General features: G+C 54.1%; 18 protein-coding genes. 5 read left to right on the top strand and 13 right to left on the bottom strand.

Translation table 11 applies throughout. The features are described from left to right. Nucleotides 1–6: 6 nt before the first annotated feature. The 12 genes from JMJ16_RS38140 to JMJ16_RS38085 form a co-directional block, all read right to left on the bottom strand. Complete coding sequence (locus tag JMJ16_RS38140; RefSeq protein ID WP_201390001.1) at nucleotides 7–1,746, bottom strand: sensor histidine kinase; 1,740 nt, start codon at nucleotides 1,744–1,746, stop codon at nucleotides 7–9. Nucleotides 1,747–1,942: 196 nt separating this feature from the next. Then, nucleotides 1,943–2,467 carry a hypothetical protein gene (locus JMJ16_RS38135; RefSeq protein WP_201389999.1) on the bottom strand — a complete coding sequence of 175 codons (525 nt, stop codon included), beginning with the start codon at nucleotides 2,465–2,467 and terminating at the stop codon, nucleotides 1,943–1,945. A 225-nt stretch (nucleotides 2,468–2,692) separates the two neighbouring features. Next, entirely contained in the window at nucleotides 2,693–3,034 is a 342-nt protein-coding gene (locus JMJ16_RS38130) for a hypothetical protein (RefSeq protein WP_201389997.1), read from the bottom strand. Beyond that, the gene (locus JMJ16_RS38125) at nucleotides 2,995–4,125 is read right to left on the bottom strand and encodes a zinc ribbon domain-containing protein (protein WP_201389996.1); all 1,131 of its coding nucleotides are present in this window, start codon (nucleotides 4,123–4,125) and stop codon (nucleotides 2,995–2,997) included. Before JMJ16_RS38125 ends, JMJ16_RS38130 begins: the two co-directional genes overlap by 40 nt. A 201-nt stretch (nucleotides 4,126–4,326) precedes the next feature. Next, complete coding sequence (locus JMJ16_RS38120) at nucleotides 4,327–5,238, bottom strand: hypothetical protein (protein ID WP_201389995.1); 912 nt, start codon at nucleotides 5,236–5,238, stop codon at nucleotides 4,327–4,329. A gap of 8 nt (nucleotides 5,239–5,246) precedes the next feature. Further along, entirely contained in the window at nucleotides 5,247–7,175 is a 1,929-nt protein-coding gene (locus tag JMJ16_RS38115; RefSeq protein ID WP_201389994.1) for a cyclic nucleotide-binding domain-containing protein, read from the bottom strand. A 3-nt stretch (nucleotides 7,176–7,178) separates the two neighbouring features. Then, nucleotides 7,179–9,266, bottom strand: a complete 2,088-nt coding sequence (locus tag JMJ16_RS38110) for an FAD-dependent oxidoreductase (protein ID WP_201389993.1) — start codon at nucleotides 9,264–9,266, stop codon at nucleotides 7,179–7,181. A 100-nt stretch (nucleotides 9,267–9,366) separates the two neighbouring features. Next, complete coding sequence (locus JMJ16_RS38105; RefSeq protein WP_201389992.1) at nucleotides 9,367–10,944, bottom strand: protein kinase; 1,578 nt, start codon at nucleotides 10,942–10,944, stop codon at nucleotides 9,367–9,369. A 232-nt stretch (nucleotides 10,945–11,176) separates the two neighbouring features. Then, a complete protein-coding gene (locus tag JMJ16_RS38100; protein WP_201389991.1) occupies nucleotides 11,177–11,989 on the bottom strand; it encodes an RNA methyltransferase in 813 nt (270 codons plus the stop codon). Nucleotides 11,990–12,051: 62 nt separating this feature from the next. Further along, nucleotides 12,052–12,195: a hypothetical protein gene (locus JMJ16_RS38095; RefSeq protein ID WP_201389989.1), complete on the bottom strand. Its 144-nt coding sequence runs from the start codon at nucleotides 12,193–12,195 to the stop codon at nucleotides 12,052–12,054. Between the two features lie 545 nt (nucleotides 12,196–12,740). Continuing rightward, a complete protein-coding gene (locus JMJ16_RS38090; protein ID WP_201381533.1) occupies nucleotides 12,741–13,943 on the bottom strand; it encodes an FIST N-terminal domain-containing protein in 1,203 nt (400 codons plus the stop codon). 248 nt (nucleotides 13,944–14,191) lie between these two features. Next, complete coding sequence (locus JMJ16_RS38085) at nucleotides 14,192–14,716, bottom strand: hypothetical protein (protein WP_201389987.1); 525 nt, start codon at nucleotides 14,714–14,716, stop codon at nucleotides 14,192–14,194. Between the two features lie 262 nt (nucleotides 14,717–14,978). On the opposite strand from JMJ16_RS38085, the gene JMJ16_RS38080 reads away from it, so the two are divergent. The 4 genes from JMJ16_RS38080 to JMJ16_RS38065 all read left to right on the top strand — a co-directional run bounded on the left by JMJ16_RS38080 (nucleotide 14,979) and on the right by JMJ16_RS38065 (nucleotide 23,063). Continuing rightward, nucleotides 14,979–15,491, top strand: coding sequence for an NUDIX hydrolase (locus JMJ16_RS38080; RefSeq protein ID WP_201389985.1), 513 nt, complete (start codon nucleotides 14,979–14,981; stop codon nucleotides 15,489–15,491). A 233-nt stretch (nucleotides 15,492–15,724) separates the two neighbouring features. Next, a complete protein-coding gene (locus tag JMJ16_RS38075; RefSeq protein ID WP_201381529.1) occupies nucleotides 15,725–16,372 on the top strand; it encodes a helix-turn-helix domain-containing protein in 648 nt (215 codons plus the stop codon). 311 nt (nucleotides 16,373–16,683) lie between these two features. After that, nucleotides 16,684–20,166, top strand: coding sequence for a transglycosylase domain-containing protein (locus tag JMJ16_RS38070; RefSeq protein WP_201389983.1), 3,483 nt, complete (start codon nucleotides 16,684–16,686; stop codon nucleotides 20,164–20,166). A gap of 488 nt (nucleotides 20,167–20,654) precedes the next feature. Further along, nucleotides 20,655–23,063, top strand: a complete 2,409-nt coding sequence (locus JMJ16_RS38065) for a transglycosylase domain-containing protein (protein ID WP_201389981.1) — start codon at nucleotides 20,655–20,657, stop codon at nucleotides 23,061–23,063. Nucleotides 23,064–23,134: 71 nt separating this feature from the next. On the opposite strand, the gene JMJ16_RS38060 is transcribed toward JMJ16_RS38065, so the two are convergent. Further along, nucleotides 23,135–23,995, bottom strand: coding sequence for a PHP domain-containing protein (locus JMJ16_RS38060; protein WP_201389979.1), 861 nt, complete (start codon nucleotides 23,993–23,995; stop codon nucleotides 23,135–23,137). 418 nt (nucleotides 23,996–24,413) lie between these two features. Here JMJ16_RS38060 and JMJ16_RS38055 point away from each other — a divergent pair, with 418 nt between their 5' ends. Further along, entirely contained in the window at nucleotides 24,414–26,930 is a 2,517-nt protein-coding gene (locus tag JMJ16_RS38055; RefSeq protein ID WP_201389977.1) for an ATP-dependent helicase, read from the top strand. The last annotated feature ends 53 nt before the right edge of the window (nucleotides 26,931–26,983 follow it).

The following is a 26,983-nucleotide window of genomic DNA, read 5'->3' as shown; positions in this document are numbered from 1 at the left end:
TTTGAATTATGTCGAAGCTGTATGCTTGTTTATAGTAAGTTTGTTGTGCCAGTGTTTGACTTGCATGTATTCGATAAATATGAGGATGCCCCAGTATATAATTCCGCCAACACTCAGTAGGCTAATCCAGTTGCCTATGTTGTGTGGAGGGAACGCAAAGACAAAGCGGCTTGCGAGGAGCAGAGCAATGATTGACAATCCCCATAAACGTATCTTCCGTCTGCTCTCTACAGTGCTAAATTCTACCTCCCAGGTATATGTCTCCGCTGTTGATCGACTGAAAAAACGCTCGTTTGCTCGATAGCGTAAGAGCATCAAAGGTATGGTCGTCGCTGGTATGAGTAGGCTTACCCCTAGAAGTAGCCAGAAGGGGTCAAACTTGCTCCATAGATACTGTTGCATACCGGATATGACAATGTAACCAAGCAGAAAGCCATAGAGGCGTAGATAAAGACTACATTCGCGCTGCCAGAGTCTATCAGCCTCCAGGGGCATCTGGGCGAGCGCTCGCAAACGCCTGCGAGCATAGACGCCTTGTAACAAGCCGAAGAGGCTGATCAATAGTGCTATAGGGGCAAAGGGGAGTGGCCCATTAACGGTGAGTAGCATAAACGCGACCATCATGGAGCCTGCACTTAATTGATACGCACTCTGTGCTTGCTCAATCAGACGCTTGCTCTCAAGGACGAGAAGTGCCTGGTCCGGCTCGTCTGTGTGTGGTAGAAGCAGGGGAACAAGGACCTGGATATGAGTTCCCTTGTCTGGCTGGCTTTGTAGCTCCAGGGTTCCTCGCAAGTTGTGTGCACGCTCTTGTAGGTTGGCTAGCCCCATACCGCGCTTGACCAATTCGCTCACAAAGCCCTGGCCATCGTCTCTAATGCTGAGAGAGAGCTTCTTATCCTGGAGCTGAAGCGTAAGCCAGACATGTGAGGCACGTGCGTGGCGAGCGATATTGGCGCAAGCCTCTTGCACGATACGGAAAAGCTCCTCTTCGGCATGTGGAGGAAGTTGGTCCGGCGCTGGAAGGTCGCCAATTTCGCAGGTTACCTGTGCACCTGTGCGATACCCCAAAGCCTCGGCCTGCGTCTGTATGGCTTCGCGCAGGCTGCCGTGTTCAAGGGGAGTAGAGCGAAGCTGCTGGAGCAGGGCGCGCATCTCGACCTGAGCCTCTTTGGTTGAACGCTGAATATCCTCTAAGGCCTCGCCTGCGCTCTCTATGTCCCCGCGCATATGCGCCTTGATAGCTGCCGCGCTCATGCTGATACTAAATATCTGCTGCTTGATGGAGTCATGCAGGTCGCGCGCGAGACGATTGCGCTCCTCCTGGGCCGCCGCTTCGCGTGCCTGCTTGAGTATCTGCTCGTGGTATTCACTCTGGCGTTGCTCCTGCTGCGTAGAGCGTTCGAGATGTGTACGCAACGTGCGTAGTTGGGAGAAGAGCTTTGTGTATGGCCAGAGGAGGAGAGTAGTGTCTGGTAGGCGTGGCAGCCTGCCACGCGCGAGCTGTTCAAAAAGCGCTTCCAGTTTTGCATACGTATATTGCAGATTCGCCGTCAGAAGCAGACCGCTAGCGCAGGCACCGAGGAGTGCACAGAGCCAGGTGAGTGGCAATGAGAGCTGTAGACCTGAGAGCCAGCCAAAAAGCCCTAATGCTACACAACCTGCCAGGGCATGGCTGAGTAGCATATGTAGCGAGACAATAGATCTTGTTCTGAGTACTGGCGCAAATGAGTTACTCGCTATCATCGTTACCCCCTCATTGACGCTGCTAAATGGTAGATTCACGTCGTTCGTAGATGTAGGGTCCATGCTGGCATGGACTGCGAGCGCAGCGACTTCTCGTGCCAGATTGCCGATCTGAAGGCGAGAGAGTCCATGCCAGCATGGACCCTACAGATTTTGTGAATCTGCTGCTAAAGCACGCGTCGTACCATATATCGCTCTAGTATTTTGTGGCCTGTAGCGGCACTTGCTTTTGCTGAAAGGCCGTTGCGCGTAGCCACAGCCCGACGCTCTCCGAGAGCAGATTGCCAATGAAGAGGCCATGGATCGGGGTCGTCACGAGAACAATGGTCACTACCATGCTTGCAGGTGTCATGTAAGTGAGCAGCGTGGCGCCTATCTTGAGTATAAGTAGTACGATCCAGATGGCAATGCTTACCACTCCCGCGCGTTGAGCTAGCACTATGCCCCTCGCTTCGTCGATGCGCAGGTGATACAACAGCGAGCGAAAGCCACCCAGTACCAGCCCTGGCAATAAGCCCGCTCCAAAGAGCGCGAGCAAGAGGAGGACACTGGCCTGATCCTTTGCCACCTCTGTTGTTATGTTAGTATAGGTATACCATACCAGGAGCGCGGGCATGATAAAAATCTGAGGAAACTGAATTTTTCGCGCCTGTAGCTGGCGCACTACCATATATGCCATGACGGCGATGGCGACAATAATGATTATATATTGCTGCGACATATGCTCTCACCTCAAATCACTACCTTTCGGAAACCTGAGCGCGCTTGTCCCCGAATGGGGGGAGCGCTAGCCACGAGAGTGGCGTTGGTTGTCCGTATAAAAGGTTTTCTTATGAAGAAGTATTTTCTCTGATCTGAGAGCAAGTATACTGTCGCGGTCCCGCTTTGCCATCGCTGAAGGGCAGGATCTTGTTCTCCCCCAAAAGGGGGAGTTAAGAGTTGGGAGCTAGGAGTTCAATTGAGCCATAAGTTGCCCATAGCTATAGGAGGCATTAGCCCCGCCCTGCTTATTTCCATTACCGTTGAGTACCTGGTCGCAGAGGGCGCGAATTTGTTGTAGTGTGGCCTGGTCGAAGGGATTCTGAGCGAGATTGATTGCCAGTTGATCCAGGCGGGAGACCCACTCACGGATATTTTCCAGAGTGGTTCGTGCCTGCTCGGCGTGCTGCTTGATGGTGGCGCTGGAATCGCTTTGTGTGGCTGCCAGCGAGACATGCATCAGGCTCATCTCGATATAGGCCCCCGCTCCTACAAGGCCAAAGCCGTCGCCTGCCTGCGCAATCTGCATTGTTGCGCACCGGGAGGAGAGTGCGGCGTAGTGCGCTCCTCGCGTTCCCTCGACGATATTGAGTATATTCTGTGCGACACAGCGTACTGCCTGAGAGGGCAATGTGCGATTTTTAAGGAGGGTGGCCTGGGCGTTGAGCTGCCGCGCCTGCTCGCGTAGTCCGACCAGTAGTCCGACCTGTCCGGGTGTTTCGTCCAGGTGGACCAGCAGGTGACGTAGATGCACAAAGGCAAGCGGGGGAAGTCAGCCTTAAAGACGATTTTTCCTGTGGGAACGGTGACCTTGCTACTTTCTTGAGTGACCTGGATGCGGTTCCCCAGGCTAAGCAGATTGTTTGCTCCCAGCGTCCGTTGCAGGACAAAGTCTGTCCCGCGTGGCATCAATTGGCCCAGTGGAGTAATATGCTCCGCCTCATCGTCGATGAGCCAGGCCTGGTAGGTCGCATTATCGGCTGGAGCGTTGAGCTGCTTGAGCGTAATGGTCACGCGGTTGCTTTTGCCTGGTGTTTGTGGATCATCCGTGAAGGAGACTTCGCCCTGAACCTGGGTGCGGCTTTGACTGTTAAAATCGCGTGAGAGGCGATAGCCACCAATCGAACGGGTTTTGATCAGAGCATAAGCGCCTACACCAATCGAGCTAATCAATAACGCGATGGTAATGAAAATAAGCATGGAGCGAAAGAAGGTGTTGTGCTGTCCCCGAGGAAGCCCGGTGATAGGCTCGGCCAGGGCGAGGTGTAGCGCGGAGGGTGAGAGTTCTTTTCTGGCGAGATTGATCTCAGGAAGCTCCCTGGTGACATATTGCCTCTTCGCTTGCATTTCATTATGGTGAGGGACAAATGCGTTGCGTGGCCCTGTATGTCCTGGTCGCAGGTCGAACTCTATGCCTGATGCGGCTTGTGGCCCTGGTAGCGGAGCGTGTACTATGGGTCTCTCCATAGTGATACCACGCCCTGCCTGGCCTGGTACGATGGCGAGGGGGGCTGGCTGCCGCTGCGACAACGGCTCTTGTTTGGAGTGCAGGCGCTGCCCACAATGGCCACAGAAGATGGCCCCTGGCTCCATTTCCTCACGACAAATAGTACATTTCATGATGACTACCCCTGGCTTCCCAGTAGCTATTTCTCTTTACCTCCTGGATGGGGGAGGTTCAGAAATATCTGTAATATGGCAGTATAGTGGTTATCTTTTGACTCTTCAGGTTTCTGGTACTTTGTTAATAGTTATGTTGTGTTTGTTGGTGGCACATGACCGGAGGCCATGTGCCACCAACAAACACAACAATTATTATTTTTAATCTGCTGGGAGTGCGTGAAAGACGGTGATAAGTAGTTCCATGATGCTGTGGTAGGAGATGATGAGCAGGGCTCCGCTAGCCAGGACGATGTGTATGGTGCGCCAGCGACGCATGAAGAGCTGGGCTGCTTGCTGGCGGTGGAGCGAACCCAGTAATTTTGTGCGTTCGTTGAGAGCCTCGGAGGCGCGTTGGAAGTCATGTCGCTCGCTTGAGGGGAGTGCGGTCTGGTATGACGCGCTATTAGGTGCAGATCTGGTTTGTGCCAGGTGTTCGATGCAGTACCCTTTGAAGGGGGCGGACTTGCCCGCGCATAGGCGTTCAACCGTTTCCTCCAGGAGGGTAATACGCTCCTTGACGCCCTGGACGATACCTACCCCGTTGGTTGCAGCCTCATAGGCCAGGCGGCACGTTTGCCACTGGTCAAGCAGACGACCAGTAATGCCGCTAAGGACGAGGAAGATCAGGGCGAAGAGGGCGGCTGGCCCCGCCTTGGCCTGGATCAGGTCACCCGCGCTTTGTACGAAGTCGTGTGTGATATAGGCATAGTTTTCGTGCAGGAGCGCGACCAGGATCGTGATGATTCCCAGCCAGGTGTGCATCCAGAGCCAGTTCTGCACTTTTCCAGGCAATGCGCGCACAAAGCGTCGGCGCAGGCTATAGCTCGCGCTCAGCAGGACCAGGGCGAAGGCGCAAATGCCAAAGATGCGGAAGGGATCAAGCGCTGGTTCCGCGTCCTGTCCGTTATGGATGGCATAGGCGCTCCAGGCGAAGAGGAACAGGTAGAGTGCGCCACTTCCCAGGAGCCAGAACCACTTCCCGCGTGAAGCGGGGGCGCGCCAGAGTTTTTTATACGTCTGCTGGCCTGCCATTTTATTTGCTTGTGAGGGGGATTTGGGTAGACTGGACATGCTTGCTCCTACTTCAAAAGAATCTCTTCGGTCGAACCAAAGAAGGTGCGCGGATTAACACGAATGGCCGCGCCCGTGGGGCAGGCCTGGACACATGCCTGGTCGTTATAGCCAGCGCAGAGATCGCATTTGACGGCAATTTTCTTACGTATCTCCTCCGCGGGGTCGAGTGGAGAGGTATTGTCCAGGGGACCAGGCGTGGTCAGGATTGGCAAGAGTTTGCGTTTCTTGCTGGAGAAGAAGGCGCTAAAACTTCGCCAGAGATCGCCCTGGTGCTGTGTCTGCTGTTCTTCCAGGTCGACGATAGAGATGTTGTCGTAGGGACAGCGCTCGGCACAGATACCGCAGCCGATGCAGCTCTCAGTAATGTAGACTTCGCCGCTGGGCAGGCGAGCGATCCCCGCGCGGCTACAGAGCATGCAGACGGGATCCTGACATTGGCGGCAGGCGGTGGCAATGCTGATATTGCCTACTACCAGGCCGTTGCGGTTCATGCGCGAATGCCCATGGCGGCGCTCGCAGGCCTCCTCACATTCATTACAATGAATGCATTTGGCCAGGTCGATGACCAGCACCTCGGTCCCCTCGATGACGCCATCGTCCACCAGCGCGTGCAATCCGGCGCGAGCGGCGGCATTGGAGGTAGTGCTGGCAGCTGGCTGTTCCTGGTCAAATTGGAAAGGCTCAAAGATCGCGCTCTGGGCGGCCAACTTGGCGTCATTATAGAGCTGGAGCTGCTGCTGAAAGCGCTTTTTGACCTCGGGATAGCGGCGGAAGAGGCTGAGCAGTTCGCGGCGCGGAACTTCGGCCACGGTCGTGCGCGTGATTGCTGAGACTTTGACCGCGCGCTGGTCTCCCAGCATGTCAAGTCCTCCAGCGAAATAGTCGCCGTTCTGGCGATAGGCGATAATGCGCTCTTTGCGCCCCTTGCCAGGGGGAAGCTTGCGTGCTACCTTGACGAAGCCATCCAGCAGCAGGTGCAGGGTCTCGCGCTCGGGCTGGTCCTGGCTCTCTTCGTCAAAGAGTTGCTCACCGCGCTCATAGCGGCGCGTAATGGCCTGTTCTGCCAGGTGACGTAGATCGATTGTGGCGATGCCTTGCAGGAGTGGTAGGCGCCTGAGCACGGCTTCGATAGAGCGTTCCAGATGGAGCGACTCAAAGAAGACTCTGACCTCCGGCACGATCTCCATCAGGCGCTGGACGACCTGCTCGGGAATGACAAGCAGGGCGCATTTGCCGATGGCGTAGGCGCTGGTCTGCCGCGTCTGTCCGCTGAGCATTTCATGTTCGCCGAAGTATTCGCCTCGGCGTAGGACGGCGAGGGGCAGCCCTGCCTCGCCAGGACCTGTCGAGGAGATCTCCACGCGCCCGCTCAAAATAAGCACGAGGTCGCGGCCAAACTCTCCCTCGCGCATAAGCCAGCTCCCAGGTTGTGTGATACGCAGTTGTGAGGAATTGACCAGGTGCAGCAGGTAGTTATCAGGAATAAGCATCTCGTCGCCGAGCATTGGCTGCTCACGCAGGCGCGTAAGCAATTGTGAGACGCTCCAGCTTTTGGGCAGCATATCGCGCACACGCTCAATATCTGCCTTGTTCTCCCAGGATGTTCCCAGGCGTTCTTTGAGTGAGAGCATCAGCAGGTCGCGATGGTTATCCACTGGACAGACGGGGACGCAGGAGCCACAGAGGACGCATTCGTCGGTGAAGCGAACGAGCAAAGGCGAAAGCTCATCATCGATCGTGGCTTTATTGAGTTCGGCGATACTAATTTTTGATGAGAGGGGAACCGGGCAGGCACGCATGCAGCGATCACATCCAATACACATGTCGATCTCAAAGCGAAGCTGCTCAGGCGTCAGTGGCCGAAGAGCGCGTTGTAGCTCAGTACCTGGAACTGGCTGCACCTCTTCTGGCCGAGAGGCTTTAAATCCTTGCATCGGCTATTCCTTGCTCTCTATGTCTAGTGGCGCGCTACAACTGGCACAGAAGCGAGCCTTCTGCGTGTTCGCGATGCCACAACAGCGGCAAATGACCAGGCCCGGCAGGGGTGTGGAGCGCTGGTGCGCAGCCTCTTTGTATGCTACCAGCTCTGTGAGCACCTGGAGTGCGGGTATCTTCTCGGTTTTGCCCACACTCCCCGCTGTCGCAGTAGCGAAGCGCCGCATCAGCCCTCCGGTATTTCCTTCCATGCCCATGAGTGGGATGGGAAGTTTTTCAGAGATTCCCTTTAGAGGGGCTAGAGGGGCGGTGTCGGGCCCGTCATGGGTATGGCACAGACAGATAAAGCGTGCGCGGCTGCCAAAGCTGATCTCTTCATTCTCTTGAAGAAAGTGTACTGAGCGTGGCGGCATGCGGTATCCATTGATAAAAATACCGTTGGTGCTGCCCAGGTCGCGCAGGACGTAGCGCCCATCGGTGAAGAAGATCTCGGCATGCGTACGCGAGATGGTCTCCATATCCAGCAGCAGGTGGGAACCAGGCTGGCGCCCAACAAAGAGCTTCTCGCTCTTGCTCAGTTGTAGGGGTTGGATATGTGCCCACTGTGAAACGTTCGTGTCGGGGACCAGGTACCAATCGATTCTCTGTGGCTTCTCTTCTGGCTTGAGCGCTGGCTTTTTATCGGTTGTAGGCAAAGGGGACGCGATAGCAGGCCTGGGCTGAGCGCCAGGTTGCTGCTGCCGCGCGGGGGTGGTACCTTGTTCGGGTGTGGCTGCCCTGGCTTTCCCGGCGAGGTTCGCCCCCAGGAGCGGCGGGGGCACACCCTGGCTATCCAGCCAGTTGTTTAGGTTAAAGTCAGGGAGGAAGAGACAGAACGCGATGGCACCCATTTGTACACGGTGATCGATGGCCCGTTTGAAGGCCAGAGCCTGTGCCCGATTGCCTAGCCCCAGCATCCCAATGGGAACGCCATTTTTGAGCAGGACCTTGCGATAACTGCGTGGCTCGGGGTCCGCGATGATCTCCTGAAGCCCCTGGCCTCCGCTTGGGTATGTGTGTCCGGTCGCGGCAAAGGGCAGGCCATAGAGAAAGGTGGCGTTGTAGAAGGTTTGCGCCTGGAAGGAAGGCGTATCGTGCTGTGGATCGAGCAGATCCAACATGCTATAAGCGGCGGTTCGCGCCTGTTGAATGGCGGGATACCACTGCCCCAGGACGCGCATGCGCTGGGTAAGGGGGTCTTGGATCTCGACTATATCCCCGGCTGCGTAGACGTTAGGAGTGCTGGTACGCATGAAGGCGTTGACGTGTATGCCTCTACCATGAGCGATGTTGCTCCCCTCGATGCAGTCGAGATTGGGTTCAATGCCGATAGCACAGATGAGGAGATCGCAGGGCAGGGCCTCGCCCGAGGACGTCAGGAGCGCGTGTACCCTGCCCTGACGTCCCGTAACCTCAGCAATTTCTGTCGCGCGCCGTACTTGTACGCCATCGCGGCGCTCCTGCTGTAATACTAGGTCCGAGGCCGTTTCATCCAGGATCTCTGACCAGAGCGTGCGTTTGCGGACCAGGTGCGTGACTTCATGCCCCTGCTGACGCAACGTCTCAATTGTTTCCAGGGCCAGGGTGCCACTGCCACAGACAACGATATGGCGCGCGCGCGGCAGATAGCCCATGAGCTCCTGGTAATCTTCCAGGTTACGCAGGGTTACGACGCCCTTCAGGTCGTTGCCCTGACATTGTAGGCGCGCCGGTCGCGCTCCACAGGCCAGGAGGAGGCGTGAGTAGCGGAGCTTTTTCCCACTCTTGAGCCGCACATACTGCTGCTGTGTATCCAGGCCCACTGCCGGGTCGGCGTAAAAGTGGATATCGTGCTCCTGGTAGAACGTCTCTGTGCGTGCTGGTAGCCTTGTTTCATCGAGTCTTCCCGCCAAGTAGTCCTTTAGCGCGGGACGGTACAGGACAGGTTGTTCATCGTTGCTGAGCATGACGATAGCGGCCGAGGTATCCTCTTGACGTAATACCTCGGCTGCCGTAATCGCGGCAATGCCATTGCCGATGATGACATATCGCTTCCCCACCTGGTTGCTCATTACCCTTTGCCCTCTTTCAAAGCGACTCTTCTCCTCTTGTGATTATTATATGGGCATGTGCCTATCTGCTATCGTCATCCTTGCTTGCATGTGCCTTGCCTCAAGCCATGGCAATAGTGCCATCGGCATTAACCATAATCTGCACCTTCTTAAGCGGCGTCATGGCGGGACCCTGAAGGACACTGGCATTATTCGCGGGATCGAAGACTGCTGAGTGACAGGGGCAGACCAGATGTTTGCTTCCTTGGTCATAATGTACAGCGCATCCCTGGTGTGTGCAGGTTGAATCAAAGGCGACGAATTTGGTATTGGGCAGATGGATCAATACCCCTGGATTCTTTTGGTCAGGTAAAGTAAACGTAATTGCTTGATTGATTGGGATATCTCCGGTATGTGCCAGGACTTTTCCGTTCATGGGCTTGGGAGCCTGTGTCGGTTGTGCAGCCTGTGTTGGCTTGTTCTGCGCGCGTGGAGGCTGAGTACTGGTTGCCTTGGGCTGTCCTGCCTGCGGCTTTGTGCCAGGCATCGGTGCTGTGGGATGGATCACATGCGCGCTGAGCATATTCACGCCCAGAGCTGCGATGGTGACCGCGGCGGCTGTCCCGCCGCCAACTGCGAACAGCGTTCGCCTCGAGATCTGCTTATGGGGCACGCCTTCACCTGCGGGAGTCACTGGACGTGAAGCGTGCCGCTGTGCTCGGCCATGTTCGGTGTCGATTTCGTTTGCATCCCTGCCCAGGGAATGGTTGCTCGCGGCCTGTGATGTGTTTTGCATCAGTGCTGCGACCGCTGGGAGGCGCTCGGGGGCGACGACCTGGTAGTATGCCTGTAGGACCTCGCCTGGATGCCGGTAGCGCATCTGGGGTTCCTTGGCCATAGCTTTAAGTAGAAGTGCTTCTAATCCCTCGGGTGGCTCTGAGAGCCAGGCGCTTAGGGATGGTACCTCGGCATAGAGGTGCTGGCGCATGACCTCATTGCGCGAGCGACCCTGAAATGGAGGCTGGCCTGTGAGTAAACGGAAGATGATCGCTCCCAGGGCATAGATATCTGTATAGGCACCTACGGATCTACCAAGAAGCTGCTCGGGCGCGCTCGACTCGCTATCGCCTTCAAAGGTATGCTTCTCGCTCCGTATGGCGAGGCTCAACTCGCGTATGCGTAGCAGGCCAAACTCGCCCAGGAGGAGATGCCGGTTGTTATGCAGGAAAATGTTGTTGGTCGAAAGGTTACGGTGCAATACGGCGTGCTCATGGGCATACTCCAATGCAGAAACGATCTGTTCCAGGTATTGTCCCACGATACGCAGGTCGGAGGGAACGTTGCGCGCCAGTAGGGTGCGCAAGGGCACGAGCGAGACATAGGGATAGACCAGGAAAGGCATCCCCTGAAAATTGCCGTAATCCAGAAGAGGCAGGATGTGTTGGTGCTCTAGCTTCGCCACCTGGCTGGCCTCCTGTTGGAAGCGACCCAGGTATATCATGTGATTCTCGGGTGGAAGCGACACTCTGGCTGGATTGGCTGCGGATTCAAAATCCAGAAGGCGCAGCATGACGCTCCGTCCCTCGCGGTTGTGAGCGAGAAAGACAGGACCCCATGGATGTTCTTGTAAGACCTGTTTTAACTGGTAGTTGCCTACCGTCGTCCCTGCCAATCTGGCATTGGTAAGGCTTTCAACCATTTGGCACCTCTCAATACGCATTGGTATATTCTGCTACATGAATCAATCATAGCAGAGTATAACTGAGGTTAAACAGGAACTGCATAGAAAGTATTACTCATTTCCTACAAATCAGATAGATAACTCAAAATCTTAACCAGGATTCGTCGAAAGGATAAGAGGCGATACATGTGTAGCACGCTGGTCAGGTGTGTGATAGCAGACTGGCGGGGCCAGCCTGCTATCACACCCTTTATCCTTGCTGCTGGTGTAGGACTTCGTAGAGCATCAGGACAGCCGCGTTGCCGACGTTGAGCGAGTCGGCGCGTCCGCGCATGGGAATGGAGACGCTCAGGTCATGGCACGCGAACCAGTCCTCTGAGACGCCTTCTCGCTCGTTGCCCATCACGATAGCTGTACGCGCGCTATAGTGGGCCTGGCGAAAGCTGACCCTGGCCCGGGGGCTGGTCGTGACGACCTGGTAGCCATAGCGCTTGAGCCAGGCATAGGCCGTCTCTACATCGCTCTCGATGATAGGTAACGTAAAGAGCGAACCCATACTGGCGCGGACCAGCTTGGGATGCGTCAGGCGCTGGCGGCTCTGTGTGATGATAATTCCATGGGCGCCTGCGCCATCGGCACTGCGAATAACCGTGCCAATATTCCCAGGAATTTGCAGTCCATCCAGGATGAGGAGCGTCCCTTTCTGGCGCGGTTTGAGGTGAGACAAGTCGTATCGCCGCAGGCGCACCATGGCTGCCAGTCCATCGGGACCCTCCCAATCGACCATGCTGCCTAAGACCTTCTCGCTGACCTGGTAGAGGTGTACCTTGCGCGTGATGGCTAGTTCTATGAGAGCCATGCCATCGCTTCCTCGTAGTCGTTCAGGGCAGACGAAGAGGCAAGAAAGCTCTAAGCCAGCCTCCAGCGCTGCCTGGATTGGCCCTAGCCCTTCGAGGGTTATCAGGTGCTCTGGATTGTGCTTTGTGTTATTTTTCAAGGCCAGGTACTGGCGTACATGTATATTATGTTGCCCGGCGGGCATAATCTGGTGCATATCCAGCATAGTAACCTCCTGTTGCTGGCCTGCCTCTGAGAAAAGAGGCGAGCCATTCTGTATCTGTCGTACTAACTAGAGTTCGTATAGGTCTCTTGCTCCTGGCAATCAGTGACCAGGAGCAGACTCAGTTTGTTTGTAGTCAGCGCCCAGGCGCAGGGTGGTCGTGCTCCAAATGGTGTGCCGAGCATACAGAAAAGACTCAGGTATAACATAGTGTCTATCTCCTTGCCAAAAACGCAGAGAAGCCGTGAAGGGTGGCTAAACGTCGCCACTCTTCACGGCTTCTTTTCTGATTAGACGAGGGAAGCGTAATTGCCCCTCTCCTTGCCTTTCTGGGCTTTTCAAGACCTTTCAAGATCTTTCAAGTCAAAAAAGGCAACAAAAAAACCGTGGCACTGACCATCTATGGCCCCACGGTAGGTACTATTCGAGCTTTGCGTCTTTAAAGAAATTCCTGCTTAGCTCAGGTCGTGTTCCGTCCTCCTGAAAAAGGGCATAGTATGGCCTTGGGCGACGGAATGGGCCTCGCCATATTTGCGCACTGTACACCAACTGCTCACAGGCAATTGTGTCAGGATCGCTTTTACCATACTCCTGGAGAACATGAAAACGTCTCTCTTTTCCTGAATAGCACAGACAATAACTACTGCAAGCGTAACATGCCAATTATGACTTGTCAAGCGGGAATAGGCATTCATGAGTAAAAGATATGTGTATGAAAAATGGAGCCAGGCTCCATTTTTCATACACATATCTTTTACTCATTACGTTTGACGATAAGGGCCAGGCAGGCGGTAAAGCTGTGTAGGAAGGGGCGGTCGCCAACTGGCCCGATTTCACCATTGCAGAAGAGGCCAATAGTTGGCAGGGGTCCCAGGATCTCTTCAACCATGCCCGCGTCGTGATTGGGGGTGGGAAACAGGCTTTCGCCACGCCCGTTGCAGGTGCAGAGGATGCCGCTGACGACCTGGTACGCCTCGGCTTTCTTGAGGCGGTAATGAAGCTTATTAAGGAGTTCGCGCAGGTCTAAGTCCGCGGTCTCTGAATCGCGCATCTGGAATTGGATGGTCTGGCCGACGCGTGGCTGCGCGCCGATTGCCAACGCCTTGTTGCGCCGGTCGACGCCGAGTAGATTGCGTATTAAGAAGCTGCCACGCCCAAAGCGCTCGCTGTACTCGTCCGCGGCCAGCCCAACCAGCAACAGGTTTCTCTGGGCGCGGATTTGCGCGGCGGGCGAGAGTTTCTGAAAGGTATCTACGAGCATGTCATAGGCTGGCCGGTTAGAGATGGTTTCGATCAGGCCATTATCCTGTACTTTAGTGATTGTCCAAGGTTCACCAATAGGTTCGCACCCCTGAGAGACGATTGAGAGAATCTTGTAGGGACCGCCAATTGCCAGGCCAATGCCACCATCGGTATAGACGGTATCGTTAAAGAAGAAATAGCAGGGCGAGTCTTGCATATCGTTTGAGGCCAGGCCACCCATCATAGATACCTGGGGATAGGCCCTGGCCAACGCGTCAATAAGAGACTCACTATTGAGATGGAAGGGATCGAGGAAGAGGAGCCAGCCATTCACGTCATCGAGCGGCACATCGAGGAGGGTTCGTAACTCTTCAGGGGTGTTAAACATCTCTACAATGTCTGGTGGCAAGCGAGTCGCGTGGAGCGTGGCTCCTGGCAGTGACATCGTCATGAGCGAGAGTGCTGGCACATCCTCCAATTCCATCCCTGTCCCTATAATACCCTGGCCCGAGCATCCCAGTACAATTGAGGCACCTGTTTCCTTTTTGATGATACGCAACATCTCCGGGAAATGTTCCTCATATTCGCCACTGGCAAAGAGTAAGGCTACATCGGCCTGGATATCGCATGTCTGCGCGAGTGCCTGGAAGAGGGCCTGGTCCCAAATCTCATCAGCTACAACGGCTTCCCTGGCGACTGGCATACCTGACTTCATAGTTCTCATTCTTCCTCATAAGTGAAAAAGATGTATCCCGCTAACTCGTTCCAAAGTTAGTATCGCACACGATTACGTCTAATAGCAATGAACACTATGAAGACACGAGAAAGCCCTCATTGTCTCTCGTCTTACAATGAGGGCTTTCTCGTCATATTTATCAGGTAGGAAGTGGTGAGCTTTTATGCTGGGAGTATAGCATGTTTCTTATAACCGATGTGTTAAAAAGGCATTAATATTTTTGCTTCCTATTGTTCTTCTGTGTCTTTCTTTTGTTCAGCTTTACGCGCCTCTTCCTGATCTTGTACATGCCTGGGGGCACGCGAGGTCATGGGATCAATAATGTTTTGGTTGGTGCCCTGCCCGCCTGAGGTATGGGGATCACGGTCTCCCATGCTGGTTTGGGGTTGGTCGGGTGTACGACCACCAATGCTCTGGCTGGCTTGTTGATCAACAGCGTTGATATTGGCCGCAGTGCTTCCAGAGCGGTTATCAGCCGTAGTACCACTACCGCGCTCACGCTGTTCCTCTTCAATGGCTCGACCGCCTGTGGCTCCTCCTTCAGGTGTCCCCATGCCACCGCGTGCGTTTCCAGAGCCACCCGCGGCACTATCGGGAATCATTCCTCCTCCAGCCGTTCCTAGATCGCGCGCGTTGCCTGTGCTGGTTTGTCCAGCCACTTCTTTGCGCTGGGAGGCTACCAGTTGCTCATATTGCGTAGCTTCTTCCTGGCGCTGTTGTTCACCTGGCTGAGGCGTATTATGGTCTGGCATGGCTCGTTCTCTCCTTTTACTCGCTTACCCTGGTTTGTCCTGACCAGCACTGACTAGTAATTGGTAGTAATTGGTGGCGCATCTATATGTGTACGCTTTGTACACGTGTCAGCGGCAGGCAAGGTGACTCCCCTGGCAAAGCAAGAACCGCTGTTCCCCAATTGCTCTAGAATATGGTATTACATAGAGAAGATGCTTATGCGTTTGCTGGAGTTGTAGAAATTAGAAATTAGAGATCAGAAACCAGAAAAGTGAGGCGTATATGGTTCCATCCAGGCATATGATTACCTTTGCGATTGATGGTATTCTCTTTGTATATCGTGTGGGGGGTGTTATTCTCCATAATGGTCGTGTTCTCTGTCAGCGCGCCGTCCGGACCACTCCCCCCTACTGGTTTCTCCCAGGTGGGCGTGCGGAACTGCTTGAATCTGCTGCCACAACGCTCCAGCGTGAGGTTGAGGAAGAATTGGACCTGACGCCAACGATTGTGCGTCCCCTGGCGATCATAGAGAACTTTTTTGGGCAACAGCCCAGGGCAACACATGAAATAGGTCTCTACTTCTTGCTCGACTTTCCTGAAGACGCATATATCTATCAACAATCGTCGCTTGCCTTGCGCGATAAAGACGGCTCTCGTGTCTCCTCAAATGAGGAGCTACTCTACTTCGATTGGCTACCCTTGGAGGAGATAGAGCGTGCGCCACTCTATCCACGAGCCTTGCATACACTTTTAAAAGATCTCCCAGAGCACTTTCAGCATATTGTCTCCCAATGAACAATGTTTTCTGGTAGAGGTGTGGTGAGCCTGAGTGCCGCATACGCGGCACTCAGGCTCACCACACCTCTACCAGAAAATACTTATCTATTTTGCGCAACTTCGCGTTGAAAAGCTTCTGTGCTCTTTTTTCCTACTTGACGGATCATACGTAAATTACATACAATCAGGCTGAGAGAAACATGGTATTCGTTGGTAGTGTGATACATAGCTAGTACACAGAGGAGGTTCTGGTGACGTCACAGGCTGGAGAAGAATGGCTGAGCTTGCGCGAGGCTGCGGAGATGCTTGGTATGCACCCCGCCACTGTACGCCTGTGGGCTGATCGGAATGAACTTCCATCTCGTCGTACCAGTGGCGGACACCGGCGCTTTCGGCGTACTGATATTGAGGCGCGTCTACGACAGGAGAGCGAGCTGAAGCCTAATGTCGCCTCACAGATGCTTATTCAGAACTTGATCGGGCGGGTCCGCCTCGATTTTACTGCTGGTACCCTTGGCCGGTTCTCCTGGTATCAGCATTTTAATGAGTCCGCGCTGAATGCCTATCGTATGTTGGGGCGACGGGCACTGGATTTACTCTTGCGTGGTCTGAATGATCCCGCTCATAAGGAGGATCTGCGCCAGGAGGCCATCCAACTGGGGACCGAGTATGGCACAGTGACGCGCAAGGCTCATGTGCCAGTGGCGGACGCGGTGCGTGCCTTCCTCTATTTTCGTACCATCATGGATGAAGCGGTGCTGCAACTTGCCGAGGTGCGCGGTGCACGCGAACAGGATATTCCCTGGCTGGAGAGCCTGTACCAGATTCAAACCATCACCAACGAAATTCTTCCCGCGCTGATCGAGGCCGCGGTCACGCCCGAGTCGCCTTCTTTTTGAAAAAATAGCTACTTTTGATAGCGCTAACGGGTACTTATAGTATACGCCTTTATGTCAGGTGTCACATTTCTTCCACTGTCGCGTCTTACTTAATAAGGGGGACTTTGTTTTGTGCTGGCCAGAAGAGCTTTTTGCGCGCTTTTACACCCTTCCTCCTGTATATATTCTCAAAGTTAAAAATAGTTATCGCCTGAAAAGATATTATTAATTCTGAACCTCCTTGTTTACTGTGTATTTTTTTCGCAGCTACGTGCGGATACTTTCTCTATTCTGTTATCTGCATCTAAGGGGTAATATCAGGGGAGCATAGAATGTCACCAGATCAAAGAAAAAAGGAAACCAGCTCTGAGCGGTCTCCGGCTTCATCGGAAGCGATGGAGCAAGGACTGCCCGCCTCACCATTGGAAGAGCAGACTCAAGAACAGCAGGAAAATAACTCTGAACAGAAAATAGAGCAGGCTTCTCAAGAAGTCTCTCCCCGTTTAGAAGACTCGGAAGACTCTGACATCGATGATGATGACGCTCCAACCGTTCCTGGCTTACCCGCAATTGGCCGTGTGCCCAGGTCCACTACTCCTGACGTTACCTCGCCTGCCCATAAAGAGGAGCCCGACGCTGCTAGCTCTACTAACGTGAGTGAAAAGGCTGTGGCTGCATCAGAGAAGCATTCCCAGCCGGAGCCGCAAGCGGAGGTTTCCGCCTTGCCTGCTAATACAGAGGAGCCACAGGTAGTCGAATCCAAGGAAGAAAGCCTATCGCAGGAGTCGGCGCCGTCTGAGGATGACGCTGAACAGGATATCCCAACTGTGCGTATCTCGCCAGCAACCATACAAGAGGCGACGTCACCAGAAGCGCCACTGGCGAACGAGAGCGAGGAGCATCCAGCCACGCAGGCTGAGGAGCAGGTAACTTCTGCCTCAGCTCCAGAAGAGCAATCCGAGCCTGCTGAACCGAAAGCGACACCTGGTATTGCTCCTGTACGCCGTCCCAGGGCAGAGACCTTTATTTCTACGCGGCAGCAACGGGCTGTGCGTGCTTTTGAGAAGCGCCAGTCTCGCAACCAACCTGCAACGACGAACACCGAACCCAAAGGGACATCACCCGCGGAGCAGCCCCAAAACGACCCATCCGGTCCAGATATCACAGACGCACCCACTCGCGAGCTCACGGCGCCAGAAGCCTCAGCGAAGCCAGCTAATCCGCCTAAACCTGCTATGCCAGCCTCGGTACCACGTCGCCCGGGCGCGGGTGCCTCCAGGCGCAGCGACAAAAAGAAGCTAGAATCACCCGTTCCCCCTTCCAATAAAGTGAGCGCAAGCGAGTCACAGGGGGCAGAGGCTCAGCCTGGAGCCGTAAATAGGCAGAAGATTGCTGTCGCCCAGCGAGAGGCCCATAGAGATGAGGCTCTTGAACAGGCAGCCTCGCTTTCGCCTGAGGAAGTGATTACCGCCTCTATGGTAGGCTTGCCGGATGAAGAGTTGGCGCAAGAGTACCGCAGACATCTCGTGCGCCGCCATCATCGCAAGATATTACGCGTGGCGCGCTGGCACATTCGGCGTAATCATTTGCAGAAAAAGCAGACCCGCAACAATGTCCTGGTTGGAGCTTTCTCCGTCCTGATGGTCCTATTGATTGTCTTCCTGGCCCTGAGCGGTACGGGAGCGTACTTTGGTTATCGTTTCTACAGCGATACCCAGGGACGTTACCTGGGGCGCGTGCTTAGCCTGCACGAGCTTTTGCCCAAGGATAATCTGAAGGTCTACGATAGCAAAGGGACATTACTAGGGCAGCTAGCTGATAATGGTGTGCATACATCGGTGAAATTGCAAGATGTCTCGCCCGACCTGGTAAATGCGACCATCGCGGTTGAGGATAAAAACTTCTGGACGAATCCTGGCGTAGACATTGCGCGTATCCTTCAGGCCGCGCTTGATAACCTGAAGAGTGGGCACGTCGTCGAGGGTGGCAGTACAATTACGCAGCAGTTGATCAAGAAGCTGGTTGTGGGTGACAAGGTAGACAATGTGCGTAAGCTTGAAGAGATCATCCTGACGCCCCAGGTCAATGACGTCTACACCAAACAAGATATCATGGAGATGTATCTCAACACCATCTACTATGGGTCTCAGGCCTATGGTATCGATGCCGCCGCGAATATGTACTTTGGTTTGCAGGATAAACCAGGTTTACCAGCCTCAAAGCAGCTCGACCTGGCCCAGGCAGCGATGCTTGCTGGCCTACCTCAGAACGGCGATTACTATAATCCCTGGAACTATCGCGCGCGCGCGACGGACCGTATGCATCTAGTGCTGGACTTGATGGTAAGTCAGAAAAATATCACAAAGGCCCAGGAGAGTGCCGCTCTGAAGGAGGCCGGGCAGAAGGATTTCTTCAAACATTCGCCCGATATGGGCCTGCTCGCGCCTCACTTCTTCTACTTTGTGCTCAGCCAGTTGCAAAGCATGACGCATATGAGTAAGGAGCAGCTCTCGCGCTCTGACATGAAGGTCACAACCACGCTGGATATTGCTCTACAAAATAAGATTCAGAAGGTAATGACGGATCATACCGATGAATTGCATACGTATGGTATCTCCAACGCCGCCGAGGTGCTTATGGACCAGCACACCGGCGCGATCATCTCGTTGCTGGGGAGCCTGGACTACAATAATAACTCTATTGGCGGCAAGTTTGACGTCGCGACTCAGGGCTGGCGCCAGCCTGGCTCATCCTTCAAGCCCTATGTCTATGCCCTGGCGATGCAGTCGAAAGGAACCTCGCCCGCACAGGCGGTGAATGATGTCCAGACGCGTTTCCCCACGCCAGGGGCTGAAGACCCATACTGGGAGCCTAAGAACTATGACCTGAAGTACCATGGTCCGATGACGCTACGTTGTGCTTTACAGAACTCGCTCAATATTCCAGCCGTACGCGTGCTCCAGCAGGTTGGAATCAATAATGCCGTGGATAAGGCCAAGGAGATGGATCTCTCCTATGAAGGAACACCTGGCCTCTCAATGGTCCTGGGTGGCTTGAGCGTTCATCTGCTTGACCACGTCTCGGCCTTTGGTTCCTTTGGCAATAACGGAGTCCATGTGCCCTACTACGCCGTACAAAAGATAGAGTACATGAGCACTGGCAAGGTCATCGAGCACCAGCAGACTAAGGGCAAGCAAGTCTTTAGTCCCCAGACAGCGTATATGATCTCGAATGTGCTCAGTGACAATCAGAGCCGCCTACCCGAGTTCTTTGATTGCAATCAGTTGCAGTTGTATTCGAACTCAGAGCAGTCATGCTATGCGGGAGATCGTGGGGCAGTCCGTCCTGCCGCCGCGAAAACCGGTACCACCAACGACTTTCGTGACAACTGGACGCTTGGCTATACCACTGACTATGTCATGGGGGTATGGGCAGGCAACAACGATAACTCACCGATGTCTGATGGCACAACGGGTGTTGTTGGCGCCGCGCCAATCTGGCACGATGCGATGTTGCTTGCTGAGAAAGGGAAACCCATTCGCGACTTCTCGGTTCCGGGTGGCCTGGTGCGGACCACGGCGACAATTGATGGTATTACGTCGACCGACTGGTTCTACTCCGATAAGGTGCCTAGTGGCTATGACTCGACCAATGGTCAGTCCTGGAGTCCACAGTCTCTGCTACAGGATCCCACGGATAACAACCAGAATCCGCCGCCTGGAGGCGATAAAAACAAAGATAAGGGTAAGACCAAGTATACGCCTTACTGTCCCAGCTTCTCGTATACTGGCAACCCTGGCGCTGGCGGTTGGTAGCACCTATAGCGTTGAGTTCTGGAGGTGCGCAGCCAGTCATGGCCGCATCTCCCAGGGCTCATATCCTTTGTCTGCAAGCAGCTGAGTTAAAACAGGATTATTATATCTAATTGTACCGTTACGCGCTGGAGGCGTTACCACCCTTTTTGTGTTCCGTTAAAATAGACAGTTTGCTGTACTCTATTTCTTTGTGAAATTGCTCACATTTTTTGCGTGCACCAGAAATACACTTATTTTGTCGTTGCACATCCGACTGCTCAGAAGTTAGAATAAGTGTGGGAAAGAGGGGATGGACTGGGTATTCATTGCTACAAATTGCAAGATACAGAGTATATCTATCTTTTTTAGCGACTCTATCTGTATGGTAAAAGAGTAATGCGAAATTTTTATTGTTCCTGCTACAGGTCTTTTCTCAACCTGTCCGTGAAAGTTGATTTATCACCAATCCAGTGTATAAATAGAAAGATTAAATAGAAAGAGGTTGCATTATGCAGGATGAGCAGCAGCGCCCTGAGCGAGCGCAAGCTTCAGCGACAACCTCGCAAGAAGCTTTGCATTCTACGCTGACTGCGGCTAATGAGCCTACCCAAGCATCCGTTCAAGATCAAGCTCCAGGTAGTGAAGAGCGCAAAGGTCTGGTTGCTACCGCGGATGCACAGGTCGTAGACGCCGATGATGATCCAGGCAAAACCGCGAAAATGCGGGTGATCCTTCCCGCGAAGCTGCCCACACATTCCAGGGCCGCCGCCGCGCAACGCCTGAGTAATCTCCCACTCAAGGCGCCCCGTGGTGTTTACTATCCAGTGGCGCATTTGCTTCCCCTGGCACCAGGTTGGCGTACCAAGCGCCATATTAAACGCAAGGGGTTGCGCGAGAGTAATGAGCGCTTCAATGAAGCCGAGCGCAAAGGATCGCGCTGGGGCTTTATGCCGCTGGCCATCATTTTTATGGCTTTTCTGGTTGTTGCCGCCTCTTCTATTACTCTGTATACGGCTCTCTATAATTCAACTGAGCAGCTCTATGGGAGTAAGGTAACGACGCTGCCGGATATATTACCTAAAGATAATCTGAAAATGTATGACGATCAGGGGCAGATGATCTATCAGATGATCGATGATGGTGTGCAAACATCTGTTCCCTATTCGCAGCTCTCGCCTACGCTTATGCATGCGACCATTGCCATTGAAGATCAGTATTTCTGGTCGAATCCAGGATATGATATCACTGGTATTGTGCGCGCGGCACTTGATGACATCACGGCTCATGACACGGTCTCAGGTGCCAGTACGATTACGCAGCAGTTGATCAAAAATACGATCCTTGGTCAGCAACGGACGGCTATCCGTAAATTGCAAGAAATCTTGCTGGCACCAGACGTAACACGCTACTATACTAAAGAGCAGATCATCACTATGTATCTCAACACGATCTACTATGGTGATCAAGCCTATGGGGCCGATGCTGCCGCACAGATCTACTTTGGTTTGGAGGATAAGCCGAATTTGCCGGCGGTCAAGCAGCTTGACCTGGCACAGTCCGCTATGCTGGCTGGCCTCCCTCAGAACGGCGACTATTATAACCCATGGCTGCATAAAGATCGTGCGCTTAACCGTATGAAAGATGTTCTGCATAATATGAATGTGCAGAACTATATCACCCACGCCCAGGAGCTACAGGCGATTGCCGAGGCCGAGCAAGAGGATTTCCTTAAGCCAATGCAGGTGCATAATGACCTGGCTGTGCACTACTCTGCTTATACCCTGCGCGAGTTGATGGACAAGCTGCATTTAAAGGCTGGCGACCTCTCACGTTCAGGACTTACGGTCATGACGGCGCTCGATCTGGCCAAGCAGAACCAGGTGCTGAAGATCGCGCAGAAGCATATCGCCGAGAATGCCAAAATTCATAATATGTCTAACTCGGCTGTGGTGGTGATGAACCCCCATGATGGCTCACTATTGACCCTGGTAGGCAACATTAATCCCAATGATCCCAAGTCGGGAGCCTTTGACGTGGCCAGCCAGGGCTTACGCCAGCCGGGTTCATCTTTCAAGCCTTTCATCTATGCGACCGCCTTTAATAAGGGCGTCAGTCCAGGTGATCATGTACAGGATGGTCCGCTGACGATTAACATGTGCTGTGGACTGCCAGCCTATCAGCCAACGAACTACGACATGAAGTATCACGGCAATATTACCTATCGCTATGCCTTGCAGAACTCGTTCAATATCCCTGCCGTCAAGCTGCTGATGCAGACGGGGGTTGATCCCGCGCTACAGATGGCGCTTAACCTGGGAATTACAACGTATGCAGGTGTACCTAACTACACGATGGTGCTTGGTTCGCTGAGCGTGCACCTGACGGACATGGTCTCGGCCTATAGTACATTTGCCAATAGTGGTAAGCACGTCACGCCGCATGCGATTACTGAGGTGCGCGACTCGCAGGGCAAGGTGGTGTATCGTCCCGATATGAACGCCAAGCGTGTGATTAGCCCGCAACTGGCATACCTGATGGCAAATGTGCTTAGCGATAACAATTCGCGTACCTTCGAGTTCGGTAAGTGTAGCGTGCTCTACCTGTACTCGACCTCGCAGTCGCAGTGTTACGCTGGCAATCCCGGCCCCATTCGTCCCGCGGCTGTGAAAACCGGTACTTCCAACGACTTCCGCGATAACTGGACCGTTGGCTGGACGACCGACTACACAGTTGGTGTGTGGTCTGGTAACAACGATAACTCGCCGATGTTCAATGTCACTGGTGTTGATGGCGCCGCGCCTATCTGGCACGATACCATGCAGCTCTTTGAGCAGGGCCACGCCATCCGGAACTTTACAAATCCCGGTGGCCTCGCGCGCCGTGGCAATGACTGGTATATTCCTCAAGGGAAGCACTAAGAATTTAGTGTATACGAAAAAGGTCACGGTTCCTGGCATGCCGGGAACCGTGACCTTTTTGCGTGTTATGTTTACACGTTGATGGTCACGCCCAGGCGCTCCAGCAGGCGCCGGCTGACCTCTGCCCGGTGCTTGCGTGGCATACGAGCGGGATGGCTATGGGAGTCGGAGCCAGTGCTCTGTAGCAGATTGTGCTTGTGTACATACTCTTCGTACATGGCGATGGTCTCAGGGCTATGGTAGGGATGGTAGACCTCGATGCCATCTAAGGGAATCTCGGCGCGCAGGCGGTCCAGCAGCTCAGTATCATAGAACGTAAAGCCGCTCTCCTTACGTCCTGGATGGGCGATCAAGCAAACCGCGTTACTCTTATGCGCCGCCTCAACGGCCTCTGCCATATCCGCCATAATGCTGACAAAGCCTGCCTGTTCGATCATACGCAGGCCAGTCATACGGTCGGGCGCGTAGCCATGTTCTATGAGGAGGGTAATGTTATCCGAAGGACGGAAAAGTTTGCCGCCATGCTCTGCCAGGACCTCGGTCTCGCGAGGAAAGGCGTAGCCCTTGCTTACCAGTGCATCATGCACCTGGTGCGTGTTCTCCAGTTGCAGGCGCGCCACCTTCTCTGTAACCTCTTGCACTGCGTTCTGTGCCGGATCGAAACCGTAACAGAGCATATGGGCCATGTACCCATTCCACTTGCAGGTGATCTCTACTCCAGGCAACACAGGAAGCCCCTTGCTTGCCGCCAGCTCTCGAATTTCAGCCACTTTATCGACACGGTCATGATCAGTGACCGCAACCAGGTCAAATTTCTCCTCAACCAGGTAGTTAATTAACTGTTCGGCGGGCCAGCGCCCGTCGCTATATGTAGTATGCATATGCAGGTCTACAGCCGCCTCAGGAGATAAAACGAGATTATGTGTCGCCAACAGCCTCTGCTCCTTTACTTACTGCCAAAAACTTTAAGGAGGAAGATACCCTCCTCATGCCATACTGTTCATCGCTTTCATAGTATCACACTTGCTCGCTTGTGAATTGCGGCAAATTCGCAACAGATACGCGATAAGGCTTTGACATTTGCACCGTATTATTGCTTTCAGAAGAGAGCGCAATGGAAGCCATGGGGAGCTTTCTCCATACATCTCAGCCTCTTCCTGTAGTCTTTCCCTGAGTACCATGCCTGTCCCCCTGCGAGCACAACTGTGATACAATAGCCTGGACCCCGAAATAGACCTGGAAAAATCATATCTTTCTTCCTCCCAGCCCTCTCGCAGGGTACGCAAACCTATAGAACTAATGGACCGACTAGCTAGATAGCTGACGACTTGAAGCCTGATCTGGAGCGTGATGATGTTGGAACAGATAAACTTACTCGATGGACTCAATGAACCGCAGCGCCAGGCTGTAACCACAACACAGGGACCTGTGTTGATCCTCGCGGGTCCTGGTAGCGGCAAAACGCGTGTCATTACACATCGTATTGCCTACCTGGTCCAGCATGAACACGTCTCTCCCTGGCATATCCTGGCCGTGACCTTTACCAATAAGGCCGCGCGCGAGATGCGCGAACGTATGGAGAAACTGGTGGGGGTGAGCGCGTCGAAAGACATGAGCATTGGCACCTTCCATGCCATTTGCGCACGCGTGCTGCGTATGGAGGCCGATGCGCTCCTGCCCCTGGGCCTGAACAAATCTTTTGTGATCCTGGATACCGACGATCAGCTTTCCCTGGTGAAGCAGGCCATCAGAGAACTGAACCTGGACGAGAAATTATATCGTCCAAACGCTATCCACGGCCAGATATCGCGCGCAAAGAACGAGATGCTTGGTCCAGACCAGATGGCGGAGCAGGCCCGCAAGTATAGCGAAGAGGTGGCCGCCCGCGTTTATAAAGTGTACCAGCGCTTGCTACGCGCCAATAACTCCGTCGATTTTGACGACCTGCTGATGCTTACCGAACAGCTTTGGCGGCGCGAGCCAGAAATTCTGCAACGCTATCAGCGCCATTGGCAATATATTCATGTCGATGAGTTCCAGGATTGTAACCTTCCACAATATAAGCTTATTCGCTTGCTTGGCAGCGGGACTGCCGACCGGCAAGAGGGGCTGAGAAACGTATGTGTTGTTGGCGATGATGACCAGATGATTTATACCTGGCGGGGTGCCAGTGCCGAGAACGTGGTGCGCTTTGAGCGCGACTTCCCGCACACAAAGGTGATCTTGCTGGAGCAGAACTATCGCTCGACGCAGAATATCCTGGATGCCGCCCAGGAGATCGTACAGCAGAATCGCCTGCGCAAGCAGAAGAATCTCTGGACCGCGCAGGGACAGGGCGAGAAGATCACCATCTACGAGGCCTTTAACGAAGAGATGGAAGGCCAGTTTACCGCGCATGAGATCATACGCCTGCTGGCGCGTGGAGACGTGGGAGGACGCGGCGATATCGCCGTGATGTATCGCACAAATGCCCAGTCGCGCGCCCTCGAAGAGCAGTTCCTGCGTATGAATATTCCCTATAAGGTCATCGGGAGCCGCAAGTTCTACGAGCGCAAAGAAATTAAGGATATGATCGCTTACCTGCGCCTGCTGGCCAATCCGCATGATGACCTGAGCTTTGAGCGGATCGTGAATGTGCCTAATCGCAAGATTGGGCCGAAGACCATTGGCGAGCTGAAGAAATGGGCCAAGCAACAGGGGATTTCGCTGTATGAGGCTGTTCAGCGTGTTGAGAAGCATACAACGCTGGGAACCGCCGCCCGCAACTCGCTCCAGAACTTTAGTAAGCTGATCGTGGGCCTGCAAAGCGCTGTTGAAGAACTCCCGCTTCCCGAACTGCTGGATCGCATCGCTGAACGTACGGGCTATGGACCTGAGTTGCGTGCAAATGCCGAAGAGGAGCTTGATCGCTGGGCCAACGTCCTTGAATTGCGCCGCGTGGCCGAGGATTATTCAGAGATTGAGACGCCGGTCGCGCTGGAGTTGTTTCTGGAGAATGTGGCCCTGGTAGGCGGGGCCGACACGGCACAGACGAGCGAGAATGGTGCGCTTGTCAACGAAGAGCAGAACGACTCGGTGACACTGATCACTCTGCATGCTGCCAAGGGTCTGGAATATCCCGTGGTGTTTATCGTGGGTATGGACGAGGGTTCACTACCGCATTCGCGCTCCATTAATACACCTGAGGAGCTAGAGGAAGAACGCCGCCTGGCATACGTTGGCTTTACACGTGCCATGAAGCGTCTCTACCTGGTTCGTGCTCGACGGCGCTCGCTCTGGGGCGAGACCCAGTATACAGAGCCATCGCGCTTCTTGAGCGATATCCCTCTCCATCTGCTCAGTCGTCCGGGCCTGGGGGCCGAGGATGGCAGCCGCTCAAAGCCGTCCGTTGATGCCGGTCATAATAGTGGCGTACAGATCAATCGTCGGCGTGCCCCCTCCTGGGAAGATGAGTTTAACCAGGATCCTTATGGCGATGAGGGAGGGCGTGTCTTTGGGCGTGGTGATAGCTCTAGTTCTGGTGGACGCCGCTTGCCAGAGACAGGAAATGAGAGCTATGGCTCCCCGCAGCGTACAGGTGGGCCTGGTCTCGCTGGCCGTGGCGCATCGTCCTCGGCCCGTCCAGGGAATACATCTAATACACGTCCACCTGTACCGCCTGCTGGCAAGCGGACCGAGCCTGCCAGCCCAAAGCCTCGAGACCCGCAGTTTAAAGCGGGCGACCATGTACGTCACGATAAATTTGGCGAGGGGCTGGTGCTAAAGAGTGAGATGGAGGGGCCGACCGAATATGTGGAGGTCCAGTTCCAGGGGAGCGTCGGCAAGAAACAGCTCAGCATGGACTTTGCGCGCCTCAGTAAAATCTAACAAGCGGAGGGTAATAAAGGGAGAGTGAGGGTCGAAGACCCTCACTCTCCCTT

The sequence above is a fragment of the Ktedonobacter sp. SOSP1-52 genome (assembly GCF_016587395.1).
This window is presented reverse-complemented; position numbering and strand designations above follow the sequence as displayed.